We start from the raw sequence: 23,319 nt of genomic DNA on the forward strand, positions 1-23,319 counted from the left end.
CTCAAAGCTCCTTGCGGATGTCGACGACGCGCAGGATGGCAGCAACCATCAAGAGCACGACGACCAGCAGAACCACTGCATTGGCGGCCGCGGCCGGATATTGCAGCAGCGACATCTGGTTCTTCATCATCAACGCCACCGAGGCGCTCTGGCCCCCGGACATGACTTGGACGGTGGAAAAATCCGCCATAACCAGCGTCAGCACGAAGATCGAGCCGATCGCGATGCCGGGCTTTGCCAGCGGGATCACCACGTTCCAGAGCACCTGCCAGCCGCTGGCGCCTGCGTCCCGCGCGGCCTCGAACAGCGAACGGTCGATGCGCATCAGCGTGTTGAAGATCGGCGTCACCATGAAGAGCGTATAAAGATGCACCATGGCGAGCACGACGGCGAAATCGGAATAGAGCAGCCACTCGATCGGCTGCGGCACGATGCCTGATGAAACCAGCGCCGAATTGACGAGGCCGTTGCGGCCGAGTACCGGGATCCAGGAGATCATGCGAATGATGTTCGACGTCATGAAGGGCACGGTGCAGACGAGAAACAGGATCATCTGCGTCGAGGTGCGCCGGACATGGAAGGCCAGGAAGTAGGCGACCCAGAAGCCGATGAAGAGGGTTAGCGCCCAGACGATGGCGGCGAATTTCAGCGTGTTCAGATAGGTCTTCCACGTCACCCAGGACCCCAGCGTGTCCGTGTAATTCATGGAGAGGAAAGCCGGATAGATGCCGGCGAAGTCATAGTCCCAGAAGCTGACGACCGCGATCATCAGGATCGGCAGGATGAAGAAGAAGCCGAGGATTACGATCAGCGGCATCGCCTGCAGATAGGAAATCGCCCATGGCGCGAGACGGAACGGGCGGCTGCGCGCCGCCGCCGCCGATACGGTCTGCTCTGAAGCGATCGTGGCCATGTTCTGATCCTTTCATTCTCTCGGGATGCGAGGAGGGATCGGTTAAGACCCCTCCCCAGCCCTCCCCACAAGGGGAGGGAGTTTTCTTGCCGCTCCACCTCTTGACCACTCCCGCTTGTGGGGAGGGCTGGCGAGGGGAAAGCGGCAAGCGCTGACCTGCCTTACGCCGCGATGAACTCGTTCCAGCGGCGGACCATGTAGCGGTCTTCGTCCATGACCGAGTTCCAGCAGGCGATGTGGCCGATGCGGTCCTGGAAGGAGCCGCCGTCGCGAACGGCGCCGGCCTTTTCCATCACCTTGCCTTCGGGCGACATGATATCGCCCTGTGCCGGCTTGCCTTCCATCCAGTAGCCCCACTCGTCGGCGGTCATGAAACCCTTCGCCGTGTCGAGGCAGGCCGAATAGTAGCCCTGGCGGTTGAGGTAGGCGCCGACCCAGCCCGATGTGTACCAGTTGATATATTCATAGGCCGCGTCGAGCTGCGCGCCGGACAGGTGCTTGGCGAGGCCGAGACCGCCGCCCCAGGCGCGGTAGCCTTCCTTGAGCGGCTGGAAGGTGCAGGCGATGCCCTTGGAGCGGACGGCGGCGACGGCCGGCGACCACATGGACTGGATGACGACTTCGCCCGAGGCCATCAGGTTGACGGATTCATCGAAGCTCTTCCAGAAGGCGCGGAACTGGCCGTCGCCCTTGGTCTTGATCAGGAATTCGATCGTCTTGTCGATCTCTTCCTTCGTCATGTTGCCCTTGTCGGCATATTTCATCTTGCCTGACGCTTCCATGATCATGGCGGCGTCCATGATGCCGATCGACGGCACGTTGATGATCGCCGTCTTGCCCTTGAACTTCGGATCGAGGATATCGGCCCAGCTGGTGATTTCGCGGCCGGTCAGGTCAGGACGGATGCCGAGCGTGTCGGCATTGTAGATCGTCGGCATCATGGTGAACCACTGGGTCGGTTCCTTGGCGAACTTCTTCGAATCCTGGCTCTCGACGAAACCGACCGTATGCGGCGCCGTGCCCTGCGCGATCGTGGAGTCGGGCGTCAGCTTGCCGGTCGTGAAGATCGGCACGACCTTGTCGAAATATTTCAGCTTCTTGACGTCCATCGGCTGCAAAACGCCAGCTGGGAAGACCTTCTTGCAGATCCAGTATTCGATGTCGGCGATATCATAGCTGTTCGGCTGGGTCACCGCGCGCTGGGCGGCGGCGTCGGAATCGGTCGCCGTCATTTCCAGCGTGATGCCGAGGTCGGCTTTGCACTTGTCGGCGATAGCATTGATGTTCGAAACGCCGGTGCCGAATTGGCGGAGCGTGATATTGGACTGCGCCCAGATCGTCGGGAAACCGGTGATCAGGCCGGAGCCTGCGGCAGCGCCGATCGCGGCAGCGCCAGTTTTCAGCAACTTGCGGCGGGAAATTCCCGCTTCCGTGCCGGTCGTCGTCTTCTTGTCATTTGTCATGTCAGTTCCCCTTTTTTGGTGTTGAGATTCATGCACGGCCTAGAAGAACGGCGTCCTCCAGTGCCCAACGCAAAGGCACCGCGTCGCCGACCGACACGGGTTTGGCGAAGTAATCACTGTCATTCGCAATGACCGTGAAGTCGTCGCTGCCCGCGCCGACGACGGTGATCTTCACCGAAGCGCCGCGATATTCGATGTTGGAGATGACGCCATTCATGCCGAGCGTCTTGTCGAAGGCAGCCTCGAGACGGACACGATCAGTGCGGATGCCGATATCGACATTCTCGCCGACCTGCTTGCCATCACCACGCACGGAGAAGGCCTGTCCCTCAGGCACCTCAAGCGTCGTGAGGCCATTTTGGGAGGACACGACACGACCGGACAGTACGTTGTGATCGCCCATGAAACGCGCGACGAAAGCAGTCGCCGGCTCTTCGAACACCTTGCGGGGCGTTGCAGCCTGCTCGATCTTGCCGTCATTCATAATGACGATCAGATCGGCGAGCGCCATCGCCTCTTCCTGGCTGTGCGTCACATGTACGAAGGTGATGCCGAGCGACTTTTGAAGCTTCTTGAGCTCGGCGCGCATGCGGATCTTGAGAAAGGGATCAAGCGCCGACAGCGGTTCATCCAGCAATAGGGCCTCCGGATCGGTGATCAGAGCCCGTGCCAGCGCCACACGCTGCTGTTGACCACCCGACAGCTGCGCCGGCCGCCGGGTTGCATAGGCGTCCATCTGCATCAGCTTCAGCATTTCCAACGCCTTGGCACGACGCTCGGCTTTCTCGACGCCCTTCATCTTCAGGCTGAAGGCGACATTCTCGATAAGGTCGAGATGCGGAAACAGCGCGTAGGACTGGAACATCATTGCAGTGTCGCGCTTGGCCGGCGGAAAATCGGTAACGACGGTGTTGCCAAGCCTGATATCGCCGGAGGAAATGCTCTCGTGGCCGGCGATCATGCGTAGCGTAGAGGTTTTTCCGCAGCCCGAAGGCCCAAGGAAGCAGCAGTAGGATCCGGCTGGAATCTTCAGACTGATGGAATGGACCGCCGTAGTGGCTCCATAGACCTTGGAAACGGATACGATATCGATCTCTGCGGCTTTCGACATTGTCTTCCCCTGTTTGAGAAGAACAATGCATCTTCCGTGCCAGTTTCTATTGCGGCGCAACAAGTCATTTAAAATCAATTTCTTGATGGAGAATTTTCGCAATTATCCAAAATTGAGGCAACATACGTCCTTGCACACGAATTAGGCTATCGTCTGCAATTAAGGCAACGTTTCGTATACAATCCTTCAGCATATTGAGCGCAAATTCCGTTTAACTTTCGAGAGAAACAGGGATATATTTCCGGTCAAAAGGTACCTGATTTCATGAAATTCGCGCCGAGCGCCCTCCAGACAGCAGACGACTCAGCCGATACGGGCACGCGACAGATCCGCGACGCGCTTCGCGATGCCATCGTGGAGCGTCGATTGTCGCCTGGAACGAAACTGTCCGAAAGCGATGTCGGTAACCTCTTCAATGTCAGCCGCACGCTGGTTCGAGCCGCCCTGCAGGCCCTTTCCTACGAAGGGTTGGTAAGTGTCGAGAAGAATCGCGGTGCGTTCGTGGCCTACCCTTCTCCCGAGGAAGCACGCCAGATCTTCGCCGCGCGCCGCCTCGTGGAGCCCGGAATTCTGCGGGAGGCGGCCACCAGAATTACGCCGTCGCAGATCTGGCAGCTGAGACATCTGTTGCTTGAGGAAGGCCGTTTGATGGGCGAGCGGGGCCAGACGGCCCGCCGTGCCGAGATCAAGGCATCCGGCGATTTTCATCTCACCCTTGCAGCGATATCCGGCAACGTCATCATGCAGCGTTTCATGGATGAACTCGTTGCCCGCTCTTCGCTGGTGATCGCACTTTACGGCCAATCGACAATTTCGAGCTGTGGCCACTCCGAGCACGGCAACATTGTAGCGGCGATTGAGCGAAATGATCTGGATGAGGCTTGTCGGCTGATGCTGGACCACATTGCGCACATCGAGGCCGATCTTGATTTGCGCGAACGCAGGGGTTTCAATCTGAAGGAAGCCCTGGAATTATGAACCTGCGCGAATGTTGGTCAGCGGCATATCAGGCCTTGGCCGGGATCGCGAATTGGAGCGGAATAAGGCCGTAACCAAACAGCTTTCTCTGACGTATGACCGCTGCTTTTCCGAGGCGCGTCTTGCCTGCCAGGCTTTGTTTGTTCTCAACACACCGCTCTGTATTTGATTGTCTTGTCGCCTCGCAGCGACTTGCTAAGCTGTCGACTTGCCCTTGCGCTTCCAAGAGCTGCTTTGGCAGGTGGTGGAGGTGACACATGCAAGAACAGGTCGTGAGCGTTGCAAGCTACGGCGCCGAGCCCGGTTTGCGTTTTGCCGTGCTCCTTGACGGAAACGGCGGCTGTCGCACCCTCGATATGGAAGCCGTATGCCGGTGGAGGCCAGCTGACGGCGTCGTCTGGCTGCATTTCGAGCGGGATCACGCGGCTGCTGCCGAATGGGTCACAACGAGAGGCGGCTTTGATCCGCTGGTCGCTGACGCCTTGCTCGAGGAAGAGTCGCGCCCACGTGTCGAAAGCATCGATGACGGGCTGCTGATTATTCTTCGCGGTGTTTGCGCCGCGCCCCCGGAGGAAGTGGAGGCTGGGCCTGCCGAAATCGATCTCGTTCCTCTTCATATATGGGCCGACGAGAGCAGGCTGGTGACCCTGCGCGATAGCGGCCACTACATAACTGCATTGCGCGACATCCGACTTGCCCTGGACAAGGGCAAGGGGCCAAGACAGACAGGGGAATTGCTCGCTCTCGTCAGCGAAAAACTGGTACGAGATCTTGAGCCGGTGCTCGACACAATGGACGAAGAGGTCGACGAACTCGACGAGTTGATCTTTCACGGCGAGGCCAGCGAAGTGCGCGAGCGGCTGAAACAGCTTCGCCGCCGCTCTGTTCAGCTTCGGCGCTATCTTGCTCCTCAGCGCGACGCCTTGAACCGTATCGAACATGACGACGCGCCGTGGCTAAAGGAGCGTGACAAGTTGCGGTTCCGCGAGGTCATCGACAAGCTGATGCGCTTCATCGAATATCTCGACGCCATCCGCGACCGTACCGGAATTCTTCATGACGACCTGTCCACGGTCATCAGCGAGCGGATTGCCCGCAATTCGAACCGCCTCGCCGCGCTCGCCGCCCTGCTTCTCCCGCCGAGCGTGGTGGCGGGTCTTTTCGGCATGAATGTCGGCGGTATCCCCGGTGTCAACGACACCTGGGCGTTCATTATAATCGTTGCCTTCGTCGCGATCACATCGGTTGCAACGCTGATGATCCTCAAGCGGATCAACTGGCTTTGAAAGCCCGAAGCGACCATGGAAAATTCGTCTTCAATGGCGACCAATTCATCAAAATGGTCTACGCCTGCCTTTAATCAAACTGAACGCATAAAAGAGGAAACCCATGGTCGAACATCCTGCAGGCATAGTGGAACTGGAGAGCGCCCACGACTTTTCCACGACCCTGAAACGGCTTGGCGATGCATTCGAGAAAGCCAACTTGAAGATATTTGCGCGCATCGATCACAGCGGCGCAGCCGAACAGGTGGGCCTGACAATGCCGCGGACCATTGTTCTGATTTACGGCAGTCCGCAATCGGGCACGCCCGTGATGTTGGAAACGCCAGCGGCAGCACTGGATCTCCCGCTCCGAGTCCTGGTGCGTGAAGACACAAGCGGAAAGACCATCGTTGCCTTTCATCCTGCCGCCGCAATCACAAACGCGGTAGTGCTGACCAGTGAACAACTGGCGCGGTTTTCTAAAGCGGAGACTGTGATCGCGAGCGCGATCAAGCCAGATCAATAGCCGTAAATCTCCAGGTGCTAACCGGCGTTGGCACAAATTCTCCCAAGCGATGTAGCATAAGAAGGAAGCTGTCATGGCCCCAATCGGTCCGACTGTATAGCTCAGCTGAACCGGCGAATTGTTTCAAACAGCCGATCACAGGCCAGAGCGAGATTCTTCGTCGGTGAAGTCGCGACCCCCAGCAGAAGCCCGGACTCGGCGTTGTCACTCGAGACGTACCAGGCCGAAAGCGGTGAGGGAGACATGCCGAACATCGAGGCTTCACGTACGATCGCTAGATCAGGCGTTCCCGTCGGTAATTTCAGCAACACGGCCAGGCCTGGTGCAGCGACGCGACCGACCCCGACAGACGCCTGAAGACAATCCAGCAGCGCCTGCCGTTTGGCGGCATAGGCGCGCTTGGTGCGTCGGAGATGGCGCATATAGTGCCCCTCATGCATAAACTCCGCGGTTGCAAGTTGCACCGCGGGACCTGGTGGCGGCGCAAGGCACGCTGCTGTCTCGCCAAACCGAGAGATCAATTCGACCGGCGCGACCAGAAAGCCAAGCCGAACAGTCGGGCTGATCGTCTTGCTGAACGAGCCTATGTGGATGACCCGTTCGTCCCGGTCGAGCGAGGCTAGCGCCGGCGCCGCCCTGCCGGCCAGCTGCAATTCGCTCAGATAATCGTCCTCGATAACCCAAACCTCGTTCGCGGCGGCCCATTCGAGCAGACGAAGGCGCCGCTCCAACGACAAGGTAGGGCCAAGCGGCGCCTGCTGCCCTGGCGTCACGACAACGAGCTTTGCGTCAGGATGGTGGTGCAGGCCGTAGTCGATATCGATGCCCTCGGCATCAACCGGGATCGGAGACAGCGACAAGCGCGCGAGCTCAAGTCCTTTCCTGGACCACGGAAAGCCCGGATTCTCTACCCATGCGGTATGCCCCTCCAGACCTAGAACGCTGAGCGCAAGGCCCAGTCCCGCGCCGAATCCCCCGGTGATGAAGACCTGCGAAGGCAAGCAGTTGATGCCGCGGGAAACGGCAAGATAGCCGGCTATTTCCCGCCGCAACTCGAGCTCGCCGCGCGCATCCGGATAGAGCGGCGGAGCACTCGCCTCGGCACGGACCGCATGCGCACGAATTCGCGCAAACAAGGTTGCAGGAAAGGTCTCGGTCGCCGGCACGCCCATCTGGAAGAGCGCAGGTCCCTGGATCATTTCCCGATAGGCTTCCATGAACGAGCCCGCCTCCGGCTGCGGCTCGCTTTTGACGAGGGACCGAGGGCGTTGGGCGACACGCGTGCCGGTTGCCCGCGAGGCTTCGATCAACTGCGCCGCCGCCAGCTTCTCGTATGCGTTCCGCACGGTGCCACGCGCGACGCCGAGTTGGGCGGCGAGATCCTGCCATGAAGGCAGGCGCGCACCGGGTTCCAGCACTCCGCCTTCAATCGCCGCAGCTATGCCCTTGCGGATCTGCTCTGCCAGAGGAATATTTACGGTGCGGTCGAGCTTCAGATTCAGCGGCTTTTTCATCGCGCCCTGGTACATGATTTCTTCGCATTCTTGGTACTTTTTTCTAGCCTGAAAAGTCACATCTTGAGGCCATCAGAAAGAGAGGACCCCATGAACATCCGTACCATCGTCGCCACCGCCTGCATCGTCGGCGCCCTCGCGATTGCCGGATCCGCCTTGGCGCATGACAGCCAGGCCGAAACGGTCACCCCCAAATTCAATCAAGCTATTCCGAACATTCCCGGCAAGTCTCTTGTCGCCGTCGAAGTCGAATACGCTCCGGGCGCGGCCTCCCCGCCGCATACACATGCGAAGTCCGCCTTCATCTATGCCTATGTGATCTCGGGCGAAATCGAGTCCAGGGTGAATGACGGAAAGACCCGCATCTACAAGGCCGGCGAAAGCTGGTCCGAACCGCCGAATGCGAGCCATACAATCAGCCGCAACGCAAGCAAGAGCAAACCGGCGAAGCTTCTCGCGGTCTTCGTCGTCGATTCCGACGACAAGGTACTCACCACCCCCATCAAATGAAACCGAAGAACCAACGCGATGACGAAAAGGCTTAATAGCAGCCAGATCGCTAAAGGAGTTTTTTCAGATGACCGACATCGAAAACGAAAAGAACATCAACGGCTCGTCCGATATGATGATGACTGCATACACCGTGCACGAATTCGGGCCACCAGAAGTTATTCGCGCCGAAGCGCTGGAAAAGCCTCGCCCTGGGCAGAATGAAGTCCTGGTCAAGGTCTATGCGGCAGGTGTTGGCCCATGGGATGCCTGGATTCGATCGGGCAAGAGCGCGCTGCCCCAGCCGCTCCCCCTGACTTTGGGATCGGATTTATCCGGGGTCGTCGAGGCAGTCGGGCCGGGCGTATTACACGTCAAGCCTGGTGACGCGATATATGGCGTCACCAATCCACGGTTCATCGGAGCCTATGCGGACTATGCGATCGCCGCAGCCGACATGGTCGCGCAGAAGCCGGCCTCGATCGACCATGCCGAAGCGGCATCCGTGCCGGTCATTGCAGTGACCGCGCTCCAGGCACTCTTCCAGCATGGCAAACTGAAGGCCGGCGACACCGTGCTCATCCATGGAGGCGCGGGCAGCGTCGGCGCATATGCAATCCAGTTCGCCCGGAAGGCAAAGCTGAATGTAATTGCGACCGCTGCCGGCGATGACAAGGAGCGAGTTAAGGCACTGGGAGCCGACAAGGTAATCGACTACAAACGCGACCGTTTCGAAGACATGCTGAGCGGCGTAGATGTCGTCATCGATCTGGTCGGAGGCGATACGCAGACGAAATCCTTCGGCGTGTTGAAACGAGGCGGACGGCTGGTTTCAGCAGTGTCGCAGCCTGATCAGGATCTTGCCAAGCAGTTCGGCGTCGAGGCCTTCTTCTTCCTTGTTGCCGTCAACACCGCCGAGCTTCAGGAGATCGGCGCAGCGATCGACAGCGGCGAACTTCTTCAAAATGCCGGCCTCGTGCTTCCTATCACCGATGCTGTCAAAGCGCACCGGATGCTCGAGGGCGAGCTTCCGCGTCCGAAAGGCAAGATCGTCCTTAGGGTACGGGACTGAGATTATCGCCGGGCGGACGTCACTGCCGCCCGGCGCGTCTGCCAGCTCGTTCGGCTACCCTCCAGCACCTTCAGCAATGTCGCTCATCCGCGCTTGCAGTCATCGACTTGCAAAGTGCAATCGGTCGCCCTATAGTAACTTTCATCATGAAAGTTGTGTGGTGCCCTCATGCAGAATAAGAGTTTCAAATCCATGCCGTGCCCCGTGGCACAAAGTCTGGACCGCATCGGCGAGTGGTGGAGCATCCTCATTCTTCGCGACGCGATGCGCGGCGTTTCACGATTTGACGAGTTCCAGAAGAGCCTGGGTATTGGTACCGCCACGCTGACGCGGCGGCTCGACAGCCTCGTGGAGGCCGGCCTGCTTGAAAAGCGACCATATCAGGAGCGACCGCCGCGTTTCGAATATGTGCTGACGGCGTGCGGCGAGGACTTCCGCCCCGTGCTCTGGTCGCTGATCGCCTGGGGCAACAGGCATTTCGCCCCGGAAGGGCCGAGCCTCGTGATTGTCGACACCGAGACCGGGGCCTGGGCAGACCCCATACTCGTCGACCGGGAAACGAGGGAGCCCATCGCAAGGCCGAAATATGCCGTGGCGGCCGGGCCGAGCGCTCGCGAGCCACTGCCTTCGCGCTATCGCCTGAAATCCGAAGGCCCGGGATCCGCGCTGATCCAAATCCCTCCCGTCATCAATTAATCGCATAGGCACGGAGATCACGGCCATGAATCAGGTCGTCAGTGAAGCAGACATCAAGCAGGGCGCAGTCTCCCTTAAGCAGAAGCGGAGCCTGAAGAAGCCGGTTGCACTGCTGGCGGGGATCGCGATCGTCGCGGCCGCCGGCTGGTACGCCAATTATTGGTGGCAGACAGGCCGCTGGCAGCAGACGACCGACGATGCCTATGTCGGCGGCAACACCACGGCGCTTTCGCCACGCGTTTCCGGTCATGTGCAGGAAGTTCTCGTCGAGGACAACCAGCTGGTAAAGGCCGGTCAGTTGCTGGTCCGGCTTGATCCAAGCACCTACAAGACCGCACTGGACCGCGCGGAGGCGCAGGTGCATCAGCAGCAGGCGAGCCTCGATAATCTTCATGCGCAGCTGACACTACAGGCCTCCCTCGTCAAGCAAGCCGATGCGGACCTCGCCGCCAAGAAGGCGGCGGCCGAGTTCGCCGGCATCGACGCCGAGCGGTATCGCAATCTCGCAAACCAGAGCACCGGCACGGAACAGAACGCCCAGAAGGCGCTTATGGCCGACGCACAGGCGAAGGCGGCCGTCGAGGCTTCCGATGCGGGACTGACAGCGGCGCGCCAGCAGATCGATGTCCTGGGTACGCAGATCGAGCAGGCCGAATCCACCCTCCAAGGCGCACGACTTGATGTCGAGACGGCGCGCCTCAACCTGAGCTACACGGAAATCCGTTCACCGGTCGACGGTTACGTCGGAAACCGCGCCGCGCAGATCGGTGCCTATGTCTCCGATGGCAGCTATCTCCTCAGCGTAATCCCGGCCAAGGGATTGTGGGTCGACGCAAACTTCAAGGAAGACCAGCTCGGCGTGATCAAAGTCGGCCAGACGGTCGATGTCACAACCGATATCTATCCCGGTCATCCCCTGCAGGGCCGCGTCAGCAGCATTGCCCCGGCGACCGGCGCGACCTTCAGCGTCATCCCGCCGGAAAACGCAACCGGCAACTTCACAAAGATCGTCCAGCGCGTACCCGTTCGCATCGCCTTGAATGATGACGTTTCGCAGGCTCGGGCACTGCGTCCGGGCCTGTCGACGACGGTCACGGTCGATACGCACCCCTGATAGGAGCCGGTCGTGACAACAGCCACCGCATCGGCGTCCGCTCCGGCTGAAACCAGCTGGGTCCGGAGCCTCCTGCCCTTCGTGGTGATGTGCTTCGGCATGTTCATCGCGCTCCTCGACATCCAGATCGTCGCCTCCTCGCTGCAGGATATCGGGGGCGGTCTATCGGCATCGCAAGACGAGATCAGCTGGGTGCAGACGGCCTATCTGATCGCAGAGATCTGCGTCATCCCGCTCTCCGGCTGGCTGACCCGCGTCTTCTCGACACGTTGGCTCTTCACCATATCGGCAGCCGGTTTCACGCTCAGCAGCATGTTGTGCGGGATAGCCTGGAACATCGAGAGCATGATCATGTTCCGGGCACTGCAGGGCCTGCTCGGCGCCTCGATGATCCCGACGGTCTTCACCTCGTCCTTCCATTATTTCCAGGGACCGAAGCGCGTCTATTCAGCCGCCGTCATCGGAACGATCGCCTCGGTCGCGCCGACCCTTGGACCCGTCATCGGCGGCTGGATCACCGATACCTGGAACTGGCATTGGCTGTTTTATGTCAATATTGTCCCCGGCCTTATCATCACGATATTGGTGCCGCTCCTGGTCAAGATCGATGAGCCTGACCTGAAGCTTCTAAAGGACGCCGATTATCCCGGCATCATCCTGATGGCGATTTCGCTCGGCACGCTCGAATACGTGCTGGAAGAAGGTACGCGCGCCAACTGGTTCGATGACAGCACGATCCGCAACACAACCGCCATCGCAGCCGTCGCCGGCGTACTGTTCTTCATCCGCAGCCTGACCTTTTCGCGGCCTGTCGTCGACCTCAGGGCCTTCGGCAATCGCAACTTTGCAATCGGTTGCGTGCTGTCCTTCATCACAGGCATCGGCATCTTCTCGACGATCTATCTGACGCCACTGTTCCTCGGCTATGTCCGCGGCTTCGATGCATGGCAAACCGGCGTCGCCGTTTTCTCGACGGGCGCGGCTTCGACGCTCGGTGTCCCGGCCTATATCTTCCTCGCCAAGCGTTTCGATACGCGCTGGCTGATGATGTTTGGTTTGGCATCCTTCGGCGCTGCCATGTGGGGCTTCAGCTACATCACCCATGACTGGGGCGGTGACGAGCTCTTCTGGCCGCAGGTCTTTCGTGGCTTTCCGCAGGTTTTCGCGGTTGCCCCGGCCGTTACTCTCGGGCTCGGAAGCCTGCCGCCGGAGCGGCTGAAATATGCAAGCGGGCTCTTCAACATGATGCGCAATCTCGGTGGCGCCGTCGGCATTGCCGTCTGCGCAGCGATCATCAACGATCGCACCAACATGCATTTCACAGCGATCGCCTCCAATCTGACCCCCGCAAATGGGGCGATGCAACGTCTGGTCGGCGGCGTGGCCAGCCGCTATGGCGAAATGCCGGGCAGCCTGGATGACGGCCATGTCGCCGCGCTGAAGCAGCTCTTCAAGCTCGCCTATCGCGAAGCATCGACCATGGCCTATGCCGATGCCTTCGAGGTCATCATGGTCGCTTTCGTCATTGCGACAGCTCTCGTACCCCTGATGAAAAACGTCACCCCGCCAAAAGGCGCGTCCCAACCCAGCGGGCATTGACGAATCGAGAAAAGGTGGGCGGCGGCGGAAGGTCAAACGCCGCGATCTTTTCGTCTTTGCGGACAAGTGCTCGATTGGTTCGGTTTGACGCATAGCGCCTCTATCAACAAACCGTGATGAGCTCTCCGAGGCCGCGTCCGTCGATCGAGATGAGGTCGATGTCGACGAGATCATTTGAGATTCAAATGTGCGGCATCTGTCGCGAATCCGGGCAAAAAAGGCCTCTCTCGGCGGGAGATGCAGAGGCCAATTCTCCGTTAGCGATCAAACATTACCTGTTTGTGTGATCCGCTGCGGCATGACAGCCGATGGCATCGGGACAGTTAGACTAATACTAATAATTGACGGTCAGAGATCGACGTCTATATTTCATTTCCAACGATAATTATGAATGTTTTCATCAGGTTATCTGGCTGGTGCACAGGCGCGCGATTACCGCTCGTTTGCGCTCGACCTTTGATGGTTGCAGGGCTAGGAGTTCTAAGTGAGATTGAAACGCATCATCCTCGGGCTGGTGGGAATCGCCGTCATCGCCGGCGCAGGCGCTTTTGCCTTCGCCTGGAAACCTGCGATCGCGCCGATTTCTCCGCCTGAGCGGGCATCCTTCGATCAGGCCTTGATCGACAAGGGCGCGATGCTGGCCGCGGTCGGCAACTGTACAGCCTGTCATACGAAACCCGGAGGGCATTCATTCTCCGGCGGCTTTGCCCTCCCCACGCCTTTCGGCACCATCTATTCGAGCAATATTACGCCGGATCCGGAAACCGGTATCGGCACCTGGTCGGAAGCAGCGTTCAACCGCGCGATGCGCGAGGGCGTGAGCCGCGACGGAAAGCATCTTTATCCCGCCTTCCCGTTCGATCACTTCACGCTGGTCTCTGATGAAGACAACCAGGCGCTCTACGCCTTCCTCATGACGCGCAACCCCGTCAAGGAAAGCCCGTCGGCAAACGAACTGCCATTCCCGCTGAATGTGCGCCTTGTCCTTGCGGGCTGGAAGGCGCTGTTCTTCCGCGAAGGCGCCTATCAGAAGGTTGCCTCGCAGAGCGACGAATGGAACCGCGGCGCCTATCTCGTCAACGGCCTCGGCCATTGCGGCGCATGTCATACGCCCCGCAATGCCCTCGGCGCCGAATCCGGCAGCGCACATCTGGCGGGCGGTGAGGCTGAAGGCTGGTCGGCTTTTGCGCTCGATTCCACTACGTCTGCTCCGGTTCCGTGGGATCACGATTCGCTTTATGCCTATCTGCGCCAGGGCTGGCACCCGGATCACGGCGTTGCAAACGGGCCAATGGGAGAAGTGACCGGCAATCTCGGCCTGCTGCCCGATTCCGACATCAGCGCCATCGCGACCTATGTCGCTGCATCCATGGGTCAGCCCTCTGCCGACAGGGCAAAGAGGGGCGAAGAAATACGCAAAAGCGTGGCGGACAAGGTGGTGCTGGCAAGCGCGCCCGCGGTACCGGCCGCCGACACGCCTGCCGGACGCGGGGCGGCGATCTACTCGGCCGCCTGCGCCGTCTGTCACGACGGCAGCCGTCCCCTGCCCTTTGGCGGCATCGATTTTCACCTGAGTTCGGCCATCAATGCGCCGAATGCGCAAAATACCGTCAACACCGTGCTTTTCGGCCTGCCTGCGGCAAGCGGGCGTCAGAGCGCGATCATGCCCGGTTTTGCCAATACGATGAACGACGATCAGGTGACGGATCTGCTCGCCTATCTGCGTGAGAATTTTGCCGGCAAACCGGCCTGGACGGACGTCGCAAAACGTTCGGCCGATACGAGAAACGGAAAATACCAGGTCAGCGTCCGGCCTTCTGACGGAATCGAACGCGGTCCCGACAATATAGGAGCGCAGGATAAATGATGAAGCTCAATGTCAATGGCGCCTCGCATGAGGTCGAATCCGACCCATCCACCCCGCTGCTCTACGTGCTGCGCAACGATCTCAAGCTGAATGCCGCAAAGTTCGGCTGCGGGCTCGGTCAATGCGGTGCTTGCACGGTCATGGTCGACGGTGTGGCGACGTTTTCGTGCCTGACCCCTATCATGTTGCTGGAGGGTCGCCAGATCAAGACGGTCGAAGGTCTTGGGACCATCGACAATCCGGGTCCGATGCAGGAGGCCTTCATCGAAGAGCAGTCGGCCCAGTGCGGCTATTGCATCGCCGGCATGATGATGCGCGCGCAGGCCTTGCTGGAGGCCAAGCCGGATGCCACCGACAGCGACATCCGCACTGCACTCGAGCCAAATCTCTGCCGCTGCGGCACCCATATGCGCATCCTGCGCTCCGTCCAGCGTGCGCGGGAGCTGATGAAGTCGGCTTCCGCAACCCCGGTTTCGGCCGGTTGAGGAGGACATCATGAACGCCCCGACTTTTGACATCACCCGCCGCGGTTTTCTGGCCGGCTCCGGCGCTCTCGTGGTCAGCTTCACCATCCCGCCCGAAGTCCAGGCCCAGGAAGGCGAAGTGCCGACAACGCCGAAGCCGGTAGCACCCAAGCTGCAGGGAAGCCTTGCCGACACGCCGGCTCTCGACGCCTGGATCAGGGTCGACAAGGACGGATCGATAACGGTCTTCACTGGCAAGGCCGAGCTCGGACAGGGCACCAAGACCTCCATCCGGCAGATTGCCGCCGAGGAGCTGGAGGTCGAGCCCCCAGTCATCAATCTGATCACCGCCGACACCGCGGTTACGCCGAACGAAGGCTACACTGCCGGCAGCCAGACGATCCAGAACAGCGGCACGGCCATCCGCTACGCCAGCGCCCAGGTGAGGCAGATCCTCATCCGGAATGCCAGCACCAAGCTTGGCATTCCGGCCGATCAGTTGAAGGCGGAGAATGGCAAGGTAACGGGTCCGAGCGGTGCGTCCGTCGGCTACGGCGATCTCGTCGTGGACCAGATGCTGCATATCGACGCCGATCCCGCCATCAAGATCAAGCAGCCGGGCAGCTACCATGCCATCGGCAAGCCTTTCGCCCGCGTCGATATTCCGGCCAAGGTAACCGGCGGGGAAGCCTATGTGCAGGACATGCGACCGGAGGATATGGTCCATGCTCGCGTCGTTCGCCCGCCGAGCTATTACGCCAAGCTGATCGACCTGGACGAGGCGCCGATCAAGGCGATGCCCGGCGTCATCGCCATCGTGCGGGACGGCGATTTTCTTGCCGTCGTTGCCGAGCAGGAGTTCCAGGCCGTGAAGGCGATGCGCGCCATGAATGCATCCGCGCGCTGGCAGGAGCAGGCAGCACTCCCGGATCAGGACAAGATTCCCGCGTTTCTGGAAGCCAATGTCACCGAGGTCGGCGTGGTGACTTCCGTCGGGGCCGAATCCGCCGATGGCATCAAGACTTTGAGCGCACAGTTCACGCGCGCCTATCAGATGCACGGCTCCATCGGTCCATCCGCGGCCGTTGCCATTTTCGACAATGACCAGATGACCGTGTGGACGCATACGCAAGGCGTCTATCCTGACCGGATCGCCATTGCGCAGATGCTGGGCATGCCGCAGGAAAAGGTGCGCTGCATCCATACCGAGGGATCGGGCTGTTACGGCCACAATGGTGCCGACGATGCGGCAGGCGACGCGGCGCTCATCGCGAAGGCGCTCCCCGGCCGGCACGTCCGCGTGCAGTGGATGCGCGATCAGGAGCATCTCTGGGAACCCTATGGCCCCGGCATGCTGACGCGCGCCAACGCGACCCTCGACGCTAAGGGCAATATCGTCAACTGGCACTATGATCTGTGGAGCAACAATCACGGCACGCGTCCGGGATCAGCTGGATCGCTGCTGGCAGGTCGCCTGATGGCGCAGCATTTTCCGCCCGATCCGGCGAAGCTGCAAATATCCCCGCTCGGAAATGGCGATCGCAATGCCATCCCGCTCTATGATGTTCCGAACCAGCGCGTGAACTGGCATTTCGTTCCGGATATGCCGGTTCGCGTCTCCGCATTGCGCGGCCTTGGCGCCTACTGCAACATCTTCTCGATCGAGAGCTTCATGGACGAGCTCGCCGAGGCAGCCGGCGCGGATCGCGTGGAGTTCCGTCTCAGGCATATGAAGGATCCGCGCGGCCGGAAGGTCATGGAAGTGGTGGCCGACAAGTTCGGCTGGAACAATGACCCGATGCCTGCAGGCAAGGGCAGAGGCTTCGCCTTTGCGAAATACAAGAACCATGCTGCCTATCTCGCCATCGCGCTTGAAGCTGATGTCGATGCGGAAACAGGCATGATCAAGATTTCGCATGTCGTATCTGCCGTCGACTGCGGCGAAGCGGTTGCGCCCGACGCGATTATCAACCAGACGGAAGGCGGAATCCTTCAATCGCTGAGCTGGACCCTCTATGAAGCCGTCCATTTCAACAATACCCGCGTAACCAGCGCGGACTGGTCATCCTATCCGATCCTGCGCTTCAGCGCCGTGCCTGATAGCGTGGAGGTCCATGTCGTCGACAATCCCGGCGCGCCCTACCTCGGCGTGGCGGAAGCAGCACAAGGACCGACGGGCGGTGCGATCGCCAATGCCGTCAAGCACGCCACGGGCAAGCGCATTTACGATCTGCCCTACACGCGGGAAAGGGTGAAGGCGACGCTTGGCGCCTGAGCACAGTGTAGCTCGGAACGCTTATTGCAGCGTCCAGATCCTGGCGCGGGGCATCGCTATCTTATGCCCCATGCCTGGTCGTTATGTCGGATGCCCATGAGGCCGGCGCGGGGCCGGCCCCTGCACCGGACCAGATTTATTCCATTGCCGGCGCCAGCTCTTCGCCCTTTGCAGCCTTGTTCGGCGCCGTGTCGGCGGCGCGTACCAGCGCATAGGTCAGCAGCCCGAAAAACGCAGCGGCGATCGCCGCGATCAGGCTTGCATCGCCGAAGCCACCCGCAAAGGCATTTTGTGCCGCGGCGCGGATTGATTCTCGCGCCGGCTCTCCAAGCATGCCGATGACCCCGCCCAAATCGCCCGATGCGACACGCCTTGCGGCCTGAGCAAGAAGGTTGGAATCCAGTCCGCTGACCGCGTCAGCCGAAACGAACCGCGTATTGACGCCATGCGAGAGCACAGCCCCGAGCCCCGCAACGCCGAACAGCAGGCCGACAAATCGCGTGGTCGCGGAGATGCCGGATGCCATACCGGCGCGCTGCGGCGGAACAGCACCCTGCATCACTTTCGCCGTCTCGCTGTTCAGCAGTCCCGCTCCGGCACCGGCGACCACCATGGCGGCGGCAAACAGCGGGTACGATACGCCCCCTTCTGCAAAGATATAAAGGAGCAGATCGCCAAGTGTTGTAACCGAAAGGCCGAGCGTCAGTAGCGTGCGTCCCGAATATTGCGACGCAAGACCCGCGCCGAAACGAGGCGTCAGGAACATCGGCAGCGCGAAGGGCAGCATGGCCAGGCCGGCTATCGCAGGCTTAAGTCCATAGGAGTTCTGCAGGAAGAGCGGCAGAAAGAAGATCAGGACCTGCGCCCCGATAGCATATCCAAGCATGGCGAAGGCTGATCCGAGAAACGTCGGCTGGCGGAATAGGCCGAAATCGATCATCGGCCGCTCTTCCTTCGTCTGGATCCAATAGAATGCAGCCAAGAGTACGAACGCGCCCACGAGCCGAAGCAGGATCGCGCTGCTGGACCAGCCCAGATTGTTCCCGTCGATCGAGGCCCAGATCAAGAGAAAGAGACCCGCACTAAACGTGACGATCCCGGGAAAATCGAGCTTCTTGGCTTCGTGGTCGCTGGATTCCTCGACCACAAGGTAGGTCGCAATGATGAGCGCCGCGCAGATCGGCAAATTGATCAGGAACGCCCAGCGCCAACCGAAAAAGTCGGTGATGACGCCACCGATAATTGGTCCGCTGGTGATCGCAATTCCGAGGCAGGCGCCCCAGAATGCGTAGGCCCTCGCTCGCTCCGGGCCGGCAAAGGTGTGGTTTATGACGGCCAGAGACGCCGTGAGAAGAAGGCTTGCGCCGACGCCCTGAACTGCCCTGGCAAGGTTCAGCACAAGCGCAGATGTCGCCAATCCGCAAAATGCCGACGAGATCGTAAATATGGCCAGACCGGCGAGCATGGCCAGTTTTCGACCGTGCCGGTCCGCATATGAGCCCGCCGCAAGGAGGAGAGCGGCAAAGGCAAGCACGTAGGCGCTCACGACCCATTCGATTTCGGTGAAGGTCGCGCCAAGCGTCTTCGCGATCGATGGCAACGAAACCGCGACGATGTTCGAGTCGAGCATGATCAGCGACGAAGCCAAACCTGCCGACACCAGCACGAGAAATTTTCTTCTTTCTTCCGCCTTGGTCCCGGGAGTTGCAGTCTGTCTTTGCATTGTTGCCTCTAACTTTGGTTTGACCACGATGAAGCCCTGGCCCGTTCTCATGGGCCTTCAGGCCATGTCAGGGTTGATCTTCGCGAAAGGCTTGTGCGGTTCGGTTCGTTGAACCGTTTCCCCCGCGCTCCGGGTGATTGAAACTCATTTTGAAAATTCACTGGCTGCCCATATGTAGCGATCGCTATATTTTGAGGCCAGGGCCGCGTCAAGATTTTTCTTTAGTGACCGATACAATTGAATTTGTTTGAAGGGATGAAAGGTCAGAGGCCCCGCCGGTCGCTGGCGGACCTTACGCGAACGATCGGCTTCCGTCGCAATGCGAGACGGCAGCCGATCGCCCGGCCCGTCGATCAGGCCGACAGGAACTTGATCAGAAGGTCGGTCGTTTCGGTGGGATTCTCCTCCGGAAAAAAGTGGCCACCCTTCATTGCCTGACCCTCGACATGATCTGCCCACTTGCGCCAGATGCCGAGAGGGCCGCCGTCCTTCTGATAGAAAACATCAAGGGGGCCGCCAGCACCCCAGAGATGGAGAACCGGACAGGCGATACGCCGCAACGCTTCCTGGTCTTTTTTGTCATGCTCGATATCGATCGAAGCAGCGGCGCGAAATTCCTCGCAAACCGCGTGTGTCCGGGCGGTATCGTGATAGGTCGACGTATATTCCGCCCTGACATCGGGACCGAATGAGCCCGCACCAAATGTATTGTCGAAGATGGCTTCGGGATCACCGGCGAGATATCTCTCGGGAAGGGGCGCCTTCTGTGCGAGCAGCGTCCATGGCCAATATGCCAAAGCGAATCTTGCATCGGCGTGACCCCATCCCTCGGAAATCGGAATGGCGTCGAAAACCGCCAGCCGACGTACTTTCTCGGCGTGGTCGAGTGTGAGGCGATAGGCGACGCGGGCACCGCGGTCGTGACCGACGAGATCGAATTTCGAGAAGCCGAGTTTGTCCATCACCTCGACAAGCTCGTCGCCCATTGCCCTCTTCGAATAGGCGTAATGGTCGTCGGTCGAGGCCGGCACGCCGCTGCGCCCGTAACCGCGAAGGTCGACGCAGATCACCGTGTGGCTTTTGGCGAGAACAGGCGCCATGAAGCGCCACATCAGGCTGCTCCGGGGAAAACCGTGCACCAGGAGAAGCGGCGAGCCACTTCCGTAACGGCGAACGAAAATCGTGTTGTCCTTGGTCTTGACTTCAACGGGCTCGAAGTCGGTCGGACCTGCTGCTGGCGTTGCCTGGCTCGACTGGGCTGAAACCGGATTTGCCAGGATTGCCGATGCTAAGACCGTGCCGGACGCGGCGGTAATGGCGCGCAGGACGGTGCGGCGGTCGAGGTCTGTCTTTCCTGTCATTTCTGAGATCTCCTGATGAATATTGCAGGGTGAATTTGAATTCTGGCTTGCGAAACAGGGAAGCGATGCGTCGAAGGAATCGCTTCCAGTTGCCTGACATGTCGCTGACGCTGTCGGCCGCGTCAGGGGTGATGGCGGCAGCCCGAGCCAGGGATCGAGGAAAATCTTTTGTTTTTATTGTCTTGCGGATTCGGCTTGATGGCGAGCCGTTGGGCGATGTTGAGGCACCCGGAAACAGGTTTCCGGGGGCCTTCCTGACTATCAGAGCGACGGATACAGGTTGCGAACCGGGCTGACCGACTCCAGGCGGGCGGCTGCGTCGAACATCGTCGACTCCGCATACCAGGCGGACGAGAGTTGCACGCCGATCGGCAGGCCGTTGCTGCTGGTACCGAACCGCAGGGTCATCGCCGGCAGGCCGGTCAGGCTAAAGGGCGAGGTCCCGTTCATGACCTGGAAGGGCGACCAGGCCTTTCCGTCCACGATCACGTCGTCCAGGCCGTGCTTTGTAGCCGGGAACGGCGTGACAGGCGCAAGCAGCACGTCGTAGCGCTGGAAGTAGCTGGCGAATTCGTCGCGCAGACGCTCAACCGTCTGCTCGTGGGCGACGAAGTCTTCGATCGGCGTGTCGGCACCATCGAGAACCAGTCTGGCATGACGAAACACCTTATCCTCATGACCGGCAACGGCCTTCGCGAAATTGGGTTTAGCTTCCATCTGATGAAGCTGCCACAGGACGGTGACGGTATCGGTGTCGCGCAGGAGCGGCAGATCGACCTCCTCTACCTCGGCCCCGATGCCCGCCAGTGCCTGCGCCGCGGCCTTTACGGTTGCCGCGACTTCGGGATCGATCGGCCCGAAGAAACCATTGTCGGCGATCCAGCCCACGCGCAGCGGACGGATCTGAAGTGCTCCGAGATCGACAGTCGGCGGGACGGTCGAGAAGCCGTCGGCACCATCGGGACCGGCGATGATCGAATAGGCCAGTGCCACGTCACGCACGCTGCGCGCCATCGGGCCGATGTGCCAGAGGCGGCGGGGTGCGCGCGGCCAGTGACCGGTCAACGGTACGCGGCCATGCGTTGCCTTGAGACCGACGATGCCGGTGTGGGCGGCCGGACCGCGGGTCGAGATCGACAGATCGCTGCCGATACCGAGCGGGGACATGCCGGCTGCGATCGCGGCCGACTCGCCGCCGCTCGAACCGCCCGGAGTGTAGTCGAGATTCCAGGGGTTGTTGGTCTGGCCGGTCAGAAGGTTGTCGGTCTCGATGGAGGTGGCGAACTCCGGCGGATTGGTCTTGGCGATAAGGATGCCTCCGGCAGCCTTGACGCGGGCAACCGCGGTGGCGTCGGTGTCGGGCACACGTCCCCTAAAGATCGGCGAGCCGCGCTGGGTGAGAACACCGGCTGTATCGATGCTGTCTTTAACGGTGAAGGGAACGCCGTGGAGAGCGCCGAGCGTCTCGCCGGCCATGACGGCTGCTTCGGCCTTCTTGGCGGATACCAGTGCCCCGTCAGCCATCGTGACAATAGCGTTGACCTTGGGATTCACCGCCTCGATACGATCGAGATGTGCCTTGACGACCTCGACGGGCGAGACCTGCTTGGTGCGGATGAGCTCGGCCAGCTTTGTGGCGTCCGTGTAATAGAGTTTATCTTGTTGCATTTCTCTTCTCCTTTGTCTAACTAACGTTAGTTAGCTAACGCTAGAAGCAAACTTTCCCTTGGTCAACCCCCTTTTTTCGATTAACTGGGAAGGATCAGAAAGGCCTTGAAATGAGCTCGAATGCGCGTGAAGACATCCTTGCGGCCGCGAAAAGGTCGGCCCAGGCCCATGGCTATGGCGGCCTCAGCATGCGCGATCTGGCAGCTGAAGTCGGCATAAAGGCTGCCAGTCTCTACTATCATTTTCCGAGCAAGGCCGACTTGGCGTCAGCAGTCGCCAAGCGATACTGGGAGGACGCGGCAGCCGATCTCGAAAAGATCTGGGACGAATATCCTGATCCGGTCGAGCGACTGCTCTTCTTCCCGGAGACCTTTCGACGGGCGCTCGAAAACGGTAACCGTATGTGCCTGTGCAGTTTTATGGGTGCCGAGTTTGACGACCTGCCGGAAACGGTGAAAAAGGAAGTGCAGATCTTCGCCGACGTCAATGTGGCGTGGTTGAAGAAGGCACTGATCGCGACTGGAGCTGTCGAGCCGGATGCGAGCGACGCGCGCGCCAAGGCCGTGTTTGCGGCTGTGGCGGGCGCCCAGCTGATGGCAAGAAGCCGGGCGGACATATCCCTCTATGACACGCTGATCGATGGCTACCGGGCGGCGGGACTTCTGCCGGCCTGAATTTGCTCAGGGTACGGAGAGGCGCCGCAACCGCGCGATTCCGCTTCGATATCGAGGCTGGGATCGCGGATCAGACGATTTGAATAAACCGGCGCGGAGACGACAATATGCCTCCCTGAAGGACACAATCGTGCCTTCCGCTCGGTAATCAAGATGAGTTTACGATTTGCCGCGGCAAGGGGCGCCGTTTCGGACGGCATGATGCTCCGAAACGGCAAAGCGGGAGGCTTCGCGCCCGTCAGACCCGCTCGAGCGCGATGGCGATGCCCTGGCCGACGCCGATGCACATGGTCGACAGCGAATAGCGGCCACCGGTTTCCTTGAGTTCCAGCGCAGCCGTGCCGGTGATCCGAGCGCCGGACATGCCAAGCGGATGACCGAGCGCGATGGCGCCGCCGTTGCGATTGACGCGGGCATCGTCATCGGCAATCCCGAGTTCGCGCAGAACAGCAAGGCCCTGCGAGGCGAAGGCCTCGTTGAGTTCGATGACGTCGAACTGCTCCTGGGTCATTCCGAGCCTAGCCATCAGCTTGCGTGATGCCGGGAT

The 23,319-nt window shown here is 60.3% G+C and carries 19 protein-coding genes and 1 pseudogene; 12 read left to right on the forward strand and 8 right to left on the reverse strand.

Features of this window, described 5'->3' with window-relative positions; translation table 11 throughout:
* Position 1 precedes the first annotated feature (1 nt).
* The 3 genes from EV561_RS17940 to EV561_RS17950 all read right to left on the reverse strand — a co-directional run bounded on the left by EV561_RS17940 (position 2) and on the right by EV561_RS17950 (position 3,487).
* Positions 2–913, reverse strand: a complete 912-nt coding sequence (locus EV561_RS17940; protein WP_132523657.1) for an ABC transporter permease — start codon at positions 911–913, stop codon at positions 2–4.
* 161 nt (positions 914–1,074) lie between these two features.
* Positions 1,075–2,376: a PotD/PotF family extracellular solute-binding protein gene (locus EV561_RS17945; protein ID WP_132523658.1), complete on the reverse strand. Its 1,302-nt coding sequence runs from the start codon at positions 2,374–2,376 to the stop codon at positions 1,075–1,077.
* 28 nt (positions 2,377–2,404) lie between these two features.
* Positions 2,405–3,487, reverse strand: a complete 1,083-nt coding sequence (locus tag EV561_RS17950; RefSeq protein WP_132523659.1) for an ABC transporter ATP-binding protein — start codon at positions 3,485–3,487, stop codon at positions 2,405–2,407.
* Positions 3,488–3,751: 264 nt separating this feature from the next.
* Here EV561_RS17950 and EV561_RS17955 point away from each other — a divergent pair, with 264 nt between their 5' ends.
* The 3 genes from EV561_RS17955 to EV561_RS17965 all read left to right on the forward strand — a co-directional run bounded on the left by EV561_RS17955 (position 3,752) and on the right by EV561_RS17965 (position 6,256).
* Positions 3,752–4,465 (forward strand): GntR family transcriptional regulator, encoded by a 714-nt coding sequence (locus EV561_RS17955; protein WP_132523660.1) that lies wholly within the window; start codon positions 3,752–3,754, stop codon positions 4,463–4,465.
* A gap of 257 nt (positions 4,466–4,722) precedes the next feature.
* Positions 4,723–5,751 carry a zinc transporter ZntB gene (locus tag EV561_RS17960; RefSeq protein WP_132523661.1) on the forward strand — a complete coding sequence of 343 codons (1,029 nt, stop codon included), beginning with the start codon at positions 4,723–4,725 and terminating at the stop codon, positions 5,749–5,751.
* 103 nt (positions 5,752–5,854) lie between these two features.
* Positions 5,855–6,256, forward strand: a complete 402-nt coding sequence (locus tag EV561_RS17965; protein WP_132523662.1) for a DUF302 domain-containing protein — start codon at positions 5,855–5,857, stop codon at positions 6,254–6,256.
* 101 nt (positions 6,257–6,357) lie between these two features.
* Here the strand turns inward: EV561_RS17965 and EV561_RS17970 are convergent, their stop codons facing one another.
* A complete protein-coding gene (locus tag EV561_RS17970; protein WP_132523663.1) occupies positions 6,358–7,770 on the reverse strand; it encodes a PLP-dependent aminotransferase family protein in 1,413 nt (470 codons plus the stop codon).
* Positions 7,771–7,860: 90 nt separating this feature from the next.
* On the opposite strand from EV561_RS17970, the gene EV561_RS17975 reads away from it, so the two are divergent.
* The 8 genes from EV561_RS17975 to EV561_RS18010 all read left to right on the forward strand — a co-directional run bounded on the left by EV561_RS17975 (position 7,861) and on the right by EV561_RS18010 (position 17,346).
* The gene (locus EV561_RS17975; RefSeq protein ID WP_132523664.1) at positions 7,861–8,280 is read left to right on the forward strand and encodes a cupin domain-containing protein; all 420 of its coding nucleotides are present in this window, start codon (positions 7,861–7,863) and stop codon (positions 8,278–8,280) included.
* 67 nt (positions 8,281–8,347) lie between these two features.
* Positions 8,348–9,331: an NADP-dependent oxidoreductase gene (locus EV561_RS17980; protein WP_245512711.1), complete on the forward strand. Its 984-nt coding sequence runs from the start codon at positions 8,348–8,350 to the stop codon at positions 9,329–9,331.
* Between the two features lie 168 nt (positions 9,332–9,499).
* On the forward strand, positions 9,500–10,027 hold the full coding sequence (locus tag EV561_RS17985; protein ID WP_132523665.1) for a helix-turn-helix domain-containing protein: 528 nt from the start codon (positions 9,500–9,502) through the stop codon (positions 10,025–10,027).
* Between the two features lie 25 nt (positions 10,028–10,052).
* Positions 10,053–11,141 carry an HlyD family secretion protein gene (locus EV561_RS17990; RefSeq protein ID WP_132523666.1) on the forward strand — a complete coding sequence of 363 codons (1,089 nt, stop codon included), beginning with the start codon at positions 10,053–10,055 and terminating at the stop codon, positions 11,139–11,141.
* Between the two features lie 12 nt (positions 11,142–11,153).
* A complete protein-coding gene (locus EV561_RS17995) occupies positions 11,154–12,740 on the forward strand; it encodes a DHA2 family efflux MFS transporter permease subunit (RefSeq protein ID WP_245512712.1) in 1,587 nt (528 codons plus the stop codon).
* A 484-nt stretch (positions 12,741–13,224) separates the two neighbouring features.
* Entirely contained in the window at positions 13,225–14,607 is a 1,383-nt protein-coding gene (locus EV561_RS18000; RefSeq protein WP_165927842.1) for a c-type cytochrome, read from the forward strand.
* Positions 14,604–15,092, forward strand: a complete 489-nt coding sequence (locus EV561_RS18005) for a (2Fe-2S)-binding protein (RefSeq protein WP_132523667.1) — start codon at positions 14,604–14,606, stop codon at positions 15,090–15,092. The genes EV561_RS18000 and EV561_RS18005 overlap by 4 nt, the downstream gene beginning before the upstream one ends.
* Before the next feature lie 10 nt (positions 15,093–15,102).
* Entirely contained in the window at positions 15,103–17,346 is a 2,244-nt protein-coding gene (locus EV561_RS18010) for a molybdopterin cofactor-binding domain-containing protein (protein WP_132523668.1), read from the forward strand.
* Between the two features lie 136 nt (positions 17,347–17,482).
* On the opposite strand, the gene EV561_RS18015 is transcribed toward EV561_RS18010, so the two are convergent.
* The 3 genes from EV561_RS18015 to EV561_RS18025 form a co-directional block, all read right to left on the reverse strand.
* The gene (locus EV561_RS18015) at positions 17,483–19,069 is read right to left on the reverse strand and encodes an MFS transporter (protein WP_132523669.1); all 1,587 of its coding nucleotides are present in this window, start codon (positions 19,067–19,069) and stop codon (positions 17,483–17,485) included.
* A 353-nt stretch (positions 19,070–19,422) separates the two neighbouring features.
* A complete protein-coding gene (locus EV561_RS18020) occupies positions 19,423–20,430 on the reverse strand; it encodes an alpha/beta hydrolase (RefSeq protein ID WP_132523670.1) in 1,008 nt (335 codons plus the stop codon).
* 261 nt (positions 20,431–20,691) lie between these two features.
* The gene (locus tag EV561_RS18025) at positions 20,692–22,098 is read right to left on the reverse strand and encodes an amidase (protein WP_132523671.1); all 1,407 of its coding nucleotides are present in this window, start codon (positions 22,096–22,098) and stop codon (positions 20,692–20,694) included.
* A gap of 110 nt (positions 22,099–22,208) precedes the next feature.
* Between EV561_RS18025 and EV561_RS18030 the strand changes: the two genes are divergently transcribed.
* Positions 22,209–22,772: a TetR/AcrR family transcriptional regulator gene (locus EV561_RS18030; RefSeq protein WP_132523672.1), complete on the forward strand. Its 564-nt coding sequence runs from the start codon at positions 22,209–22,211 to the stop codon at positions 22,770–22,772.
* 238 nt (positions 22,773–23,010) lie between these two features.
* On the opposite strand, the pseudogene EV561_RS18035 reads toward EV561_RS18030, so the two are convergent.
* Positions 23,011–23,319 (reverse strand): annotated as a pseudogene (locus tag EV561_RS18035) (3-oxoadipyl-CoA thiolase); the annotation flags it as partial.

Origin of the sequence: Rhizobium sp. BK376 (assembly GCF_004341625.1) — a bacterium.
Lineage (GTDB): Bacteria > Pseudomonadota > Alphaproteobacteria > Rhizobiales > Rhizobiaceae > Rhizobium.

Bases quoted from the DNA above. Each gene is read 5' to 3' on its own strand.
- EV561_RS17980 (WP_245512711.1), top strand. From the start codon at position 8,348: ATGACCGACATCGAAAACGAAAAGAACATCAACGGCTCGTCCGATATG.
- EV561_RS18020 (WP_132523670.1), bottom strand. From the start codon at position 20,430: ATGACAGGAAAGACAGACCTCGACCGCCGCACCGTCCTGCGCGCCATT.
- EV561_RS18005 (WP_132523667.1), top strand. From the start codon at position 14,604: ATGATGAAGCTCAATGTCAATGGCGCCTCGCATGAGGTCGAATCCGAC.
- EV561_RS17985 (WP_132523665.1), top strand. From the start codon at position 9,500: ATGCAGAATAAGAGTTTCAAATCCATGCCGTGCCCCGTGGCACAAAGT.
- EV561_RS18010 (WP_132523668.1), top strand. From the start codon at position 15,103: ATGAACGCCCCGACTTTTGACATCACCCGCCGCGGTTTTCTGGCCGGC.
- EV561_RS17955 (WP_132523660.1), top strand. From the start codon at position 3,752: ATGAAATTCGCGCCGAGCGCCCTCCAGACAGCAGACGACTCAGCCGAT.
- EV561_RS17960 (WP_132523661.1), top strand. From the start codon at position 4,723: ATGCAAGAACAGGTCGTGAGCGTTGCAAGCTACGGCGCCGAGCCCGGT.
- EV561_RS18030 (WP_132523672.1), top strand. From the start codon at position 22,209: ATGAGCTCGAATGCGCGTGAAGACATCCTTGCGGCCGCGAAAAGGTCG.
- EV561_RS17990 (WP_132523666.1), top strand. From the start codon at position 10,053: ATGAATCAGGTCGTCAGTGAAGCAGACATCAAGCAGGGCGCAGTCTCC.
- EV561_RS17975 (WP_132523664.1), top strand. From the start codon at position 7,861: ATGAACATCCGTACCATCGTCGCCACCGCCTGCATCGTCGGCGCCCTC.
- EV561_RS18025 (WP_132523671.1), bottom strand. From the start codon at position 22,098: ATGCAACAAGATAAACTCTATTACACGGACGCCACAAAGCTGGCCGAG.
- EV561_RS17950 (WP_132523659.1), bottom strand. From the start codon at position 3,487: ATGTCGAAAGCCGCAGAGATCGATATCGTATCCGTTTCCAAGGTCTAT.
- EV561_RS17970 (WP_132523663.1), bottom strand. From the start codon at position 7,770: ATGAAAAAGCCGCTGAATCTGAAGCTCGACCGCACCGTAAATATTCCT.
- EV561_RS17945 (WP_132523658.1), bottom strand. From the start codon at position 2,376: ATGACAAATGACAAGAAGACGACGACCGGCACGGAAGCGGGAATTTCC.
- EV561_RS18015 (WP_132523669.1), bottom strand. From the start codon at position 19,069: ATGCAAAGACAGACTGCAACTCCCGGGACCAAGGCGGAAGAAAGAAGA.
- EV561_RS17965 (WP_132523662.1), top strand. From the start codon at position 5,855: ATGGTCGAACATCCTGCAGGCATAGTGGAACTGGAGAGCGCCCACGAC.
- EV561_RS17940 (WP_132523657.1), bottom strand. From the start codon at position 913: ATGGCCACGATCGCTTCAGAGCAGACCGTATCGGCGGCGGCGGCGCGC.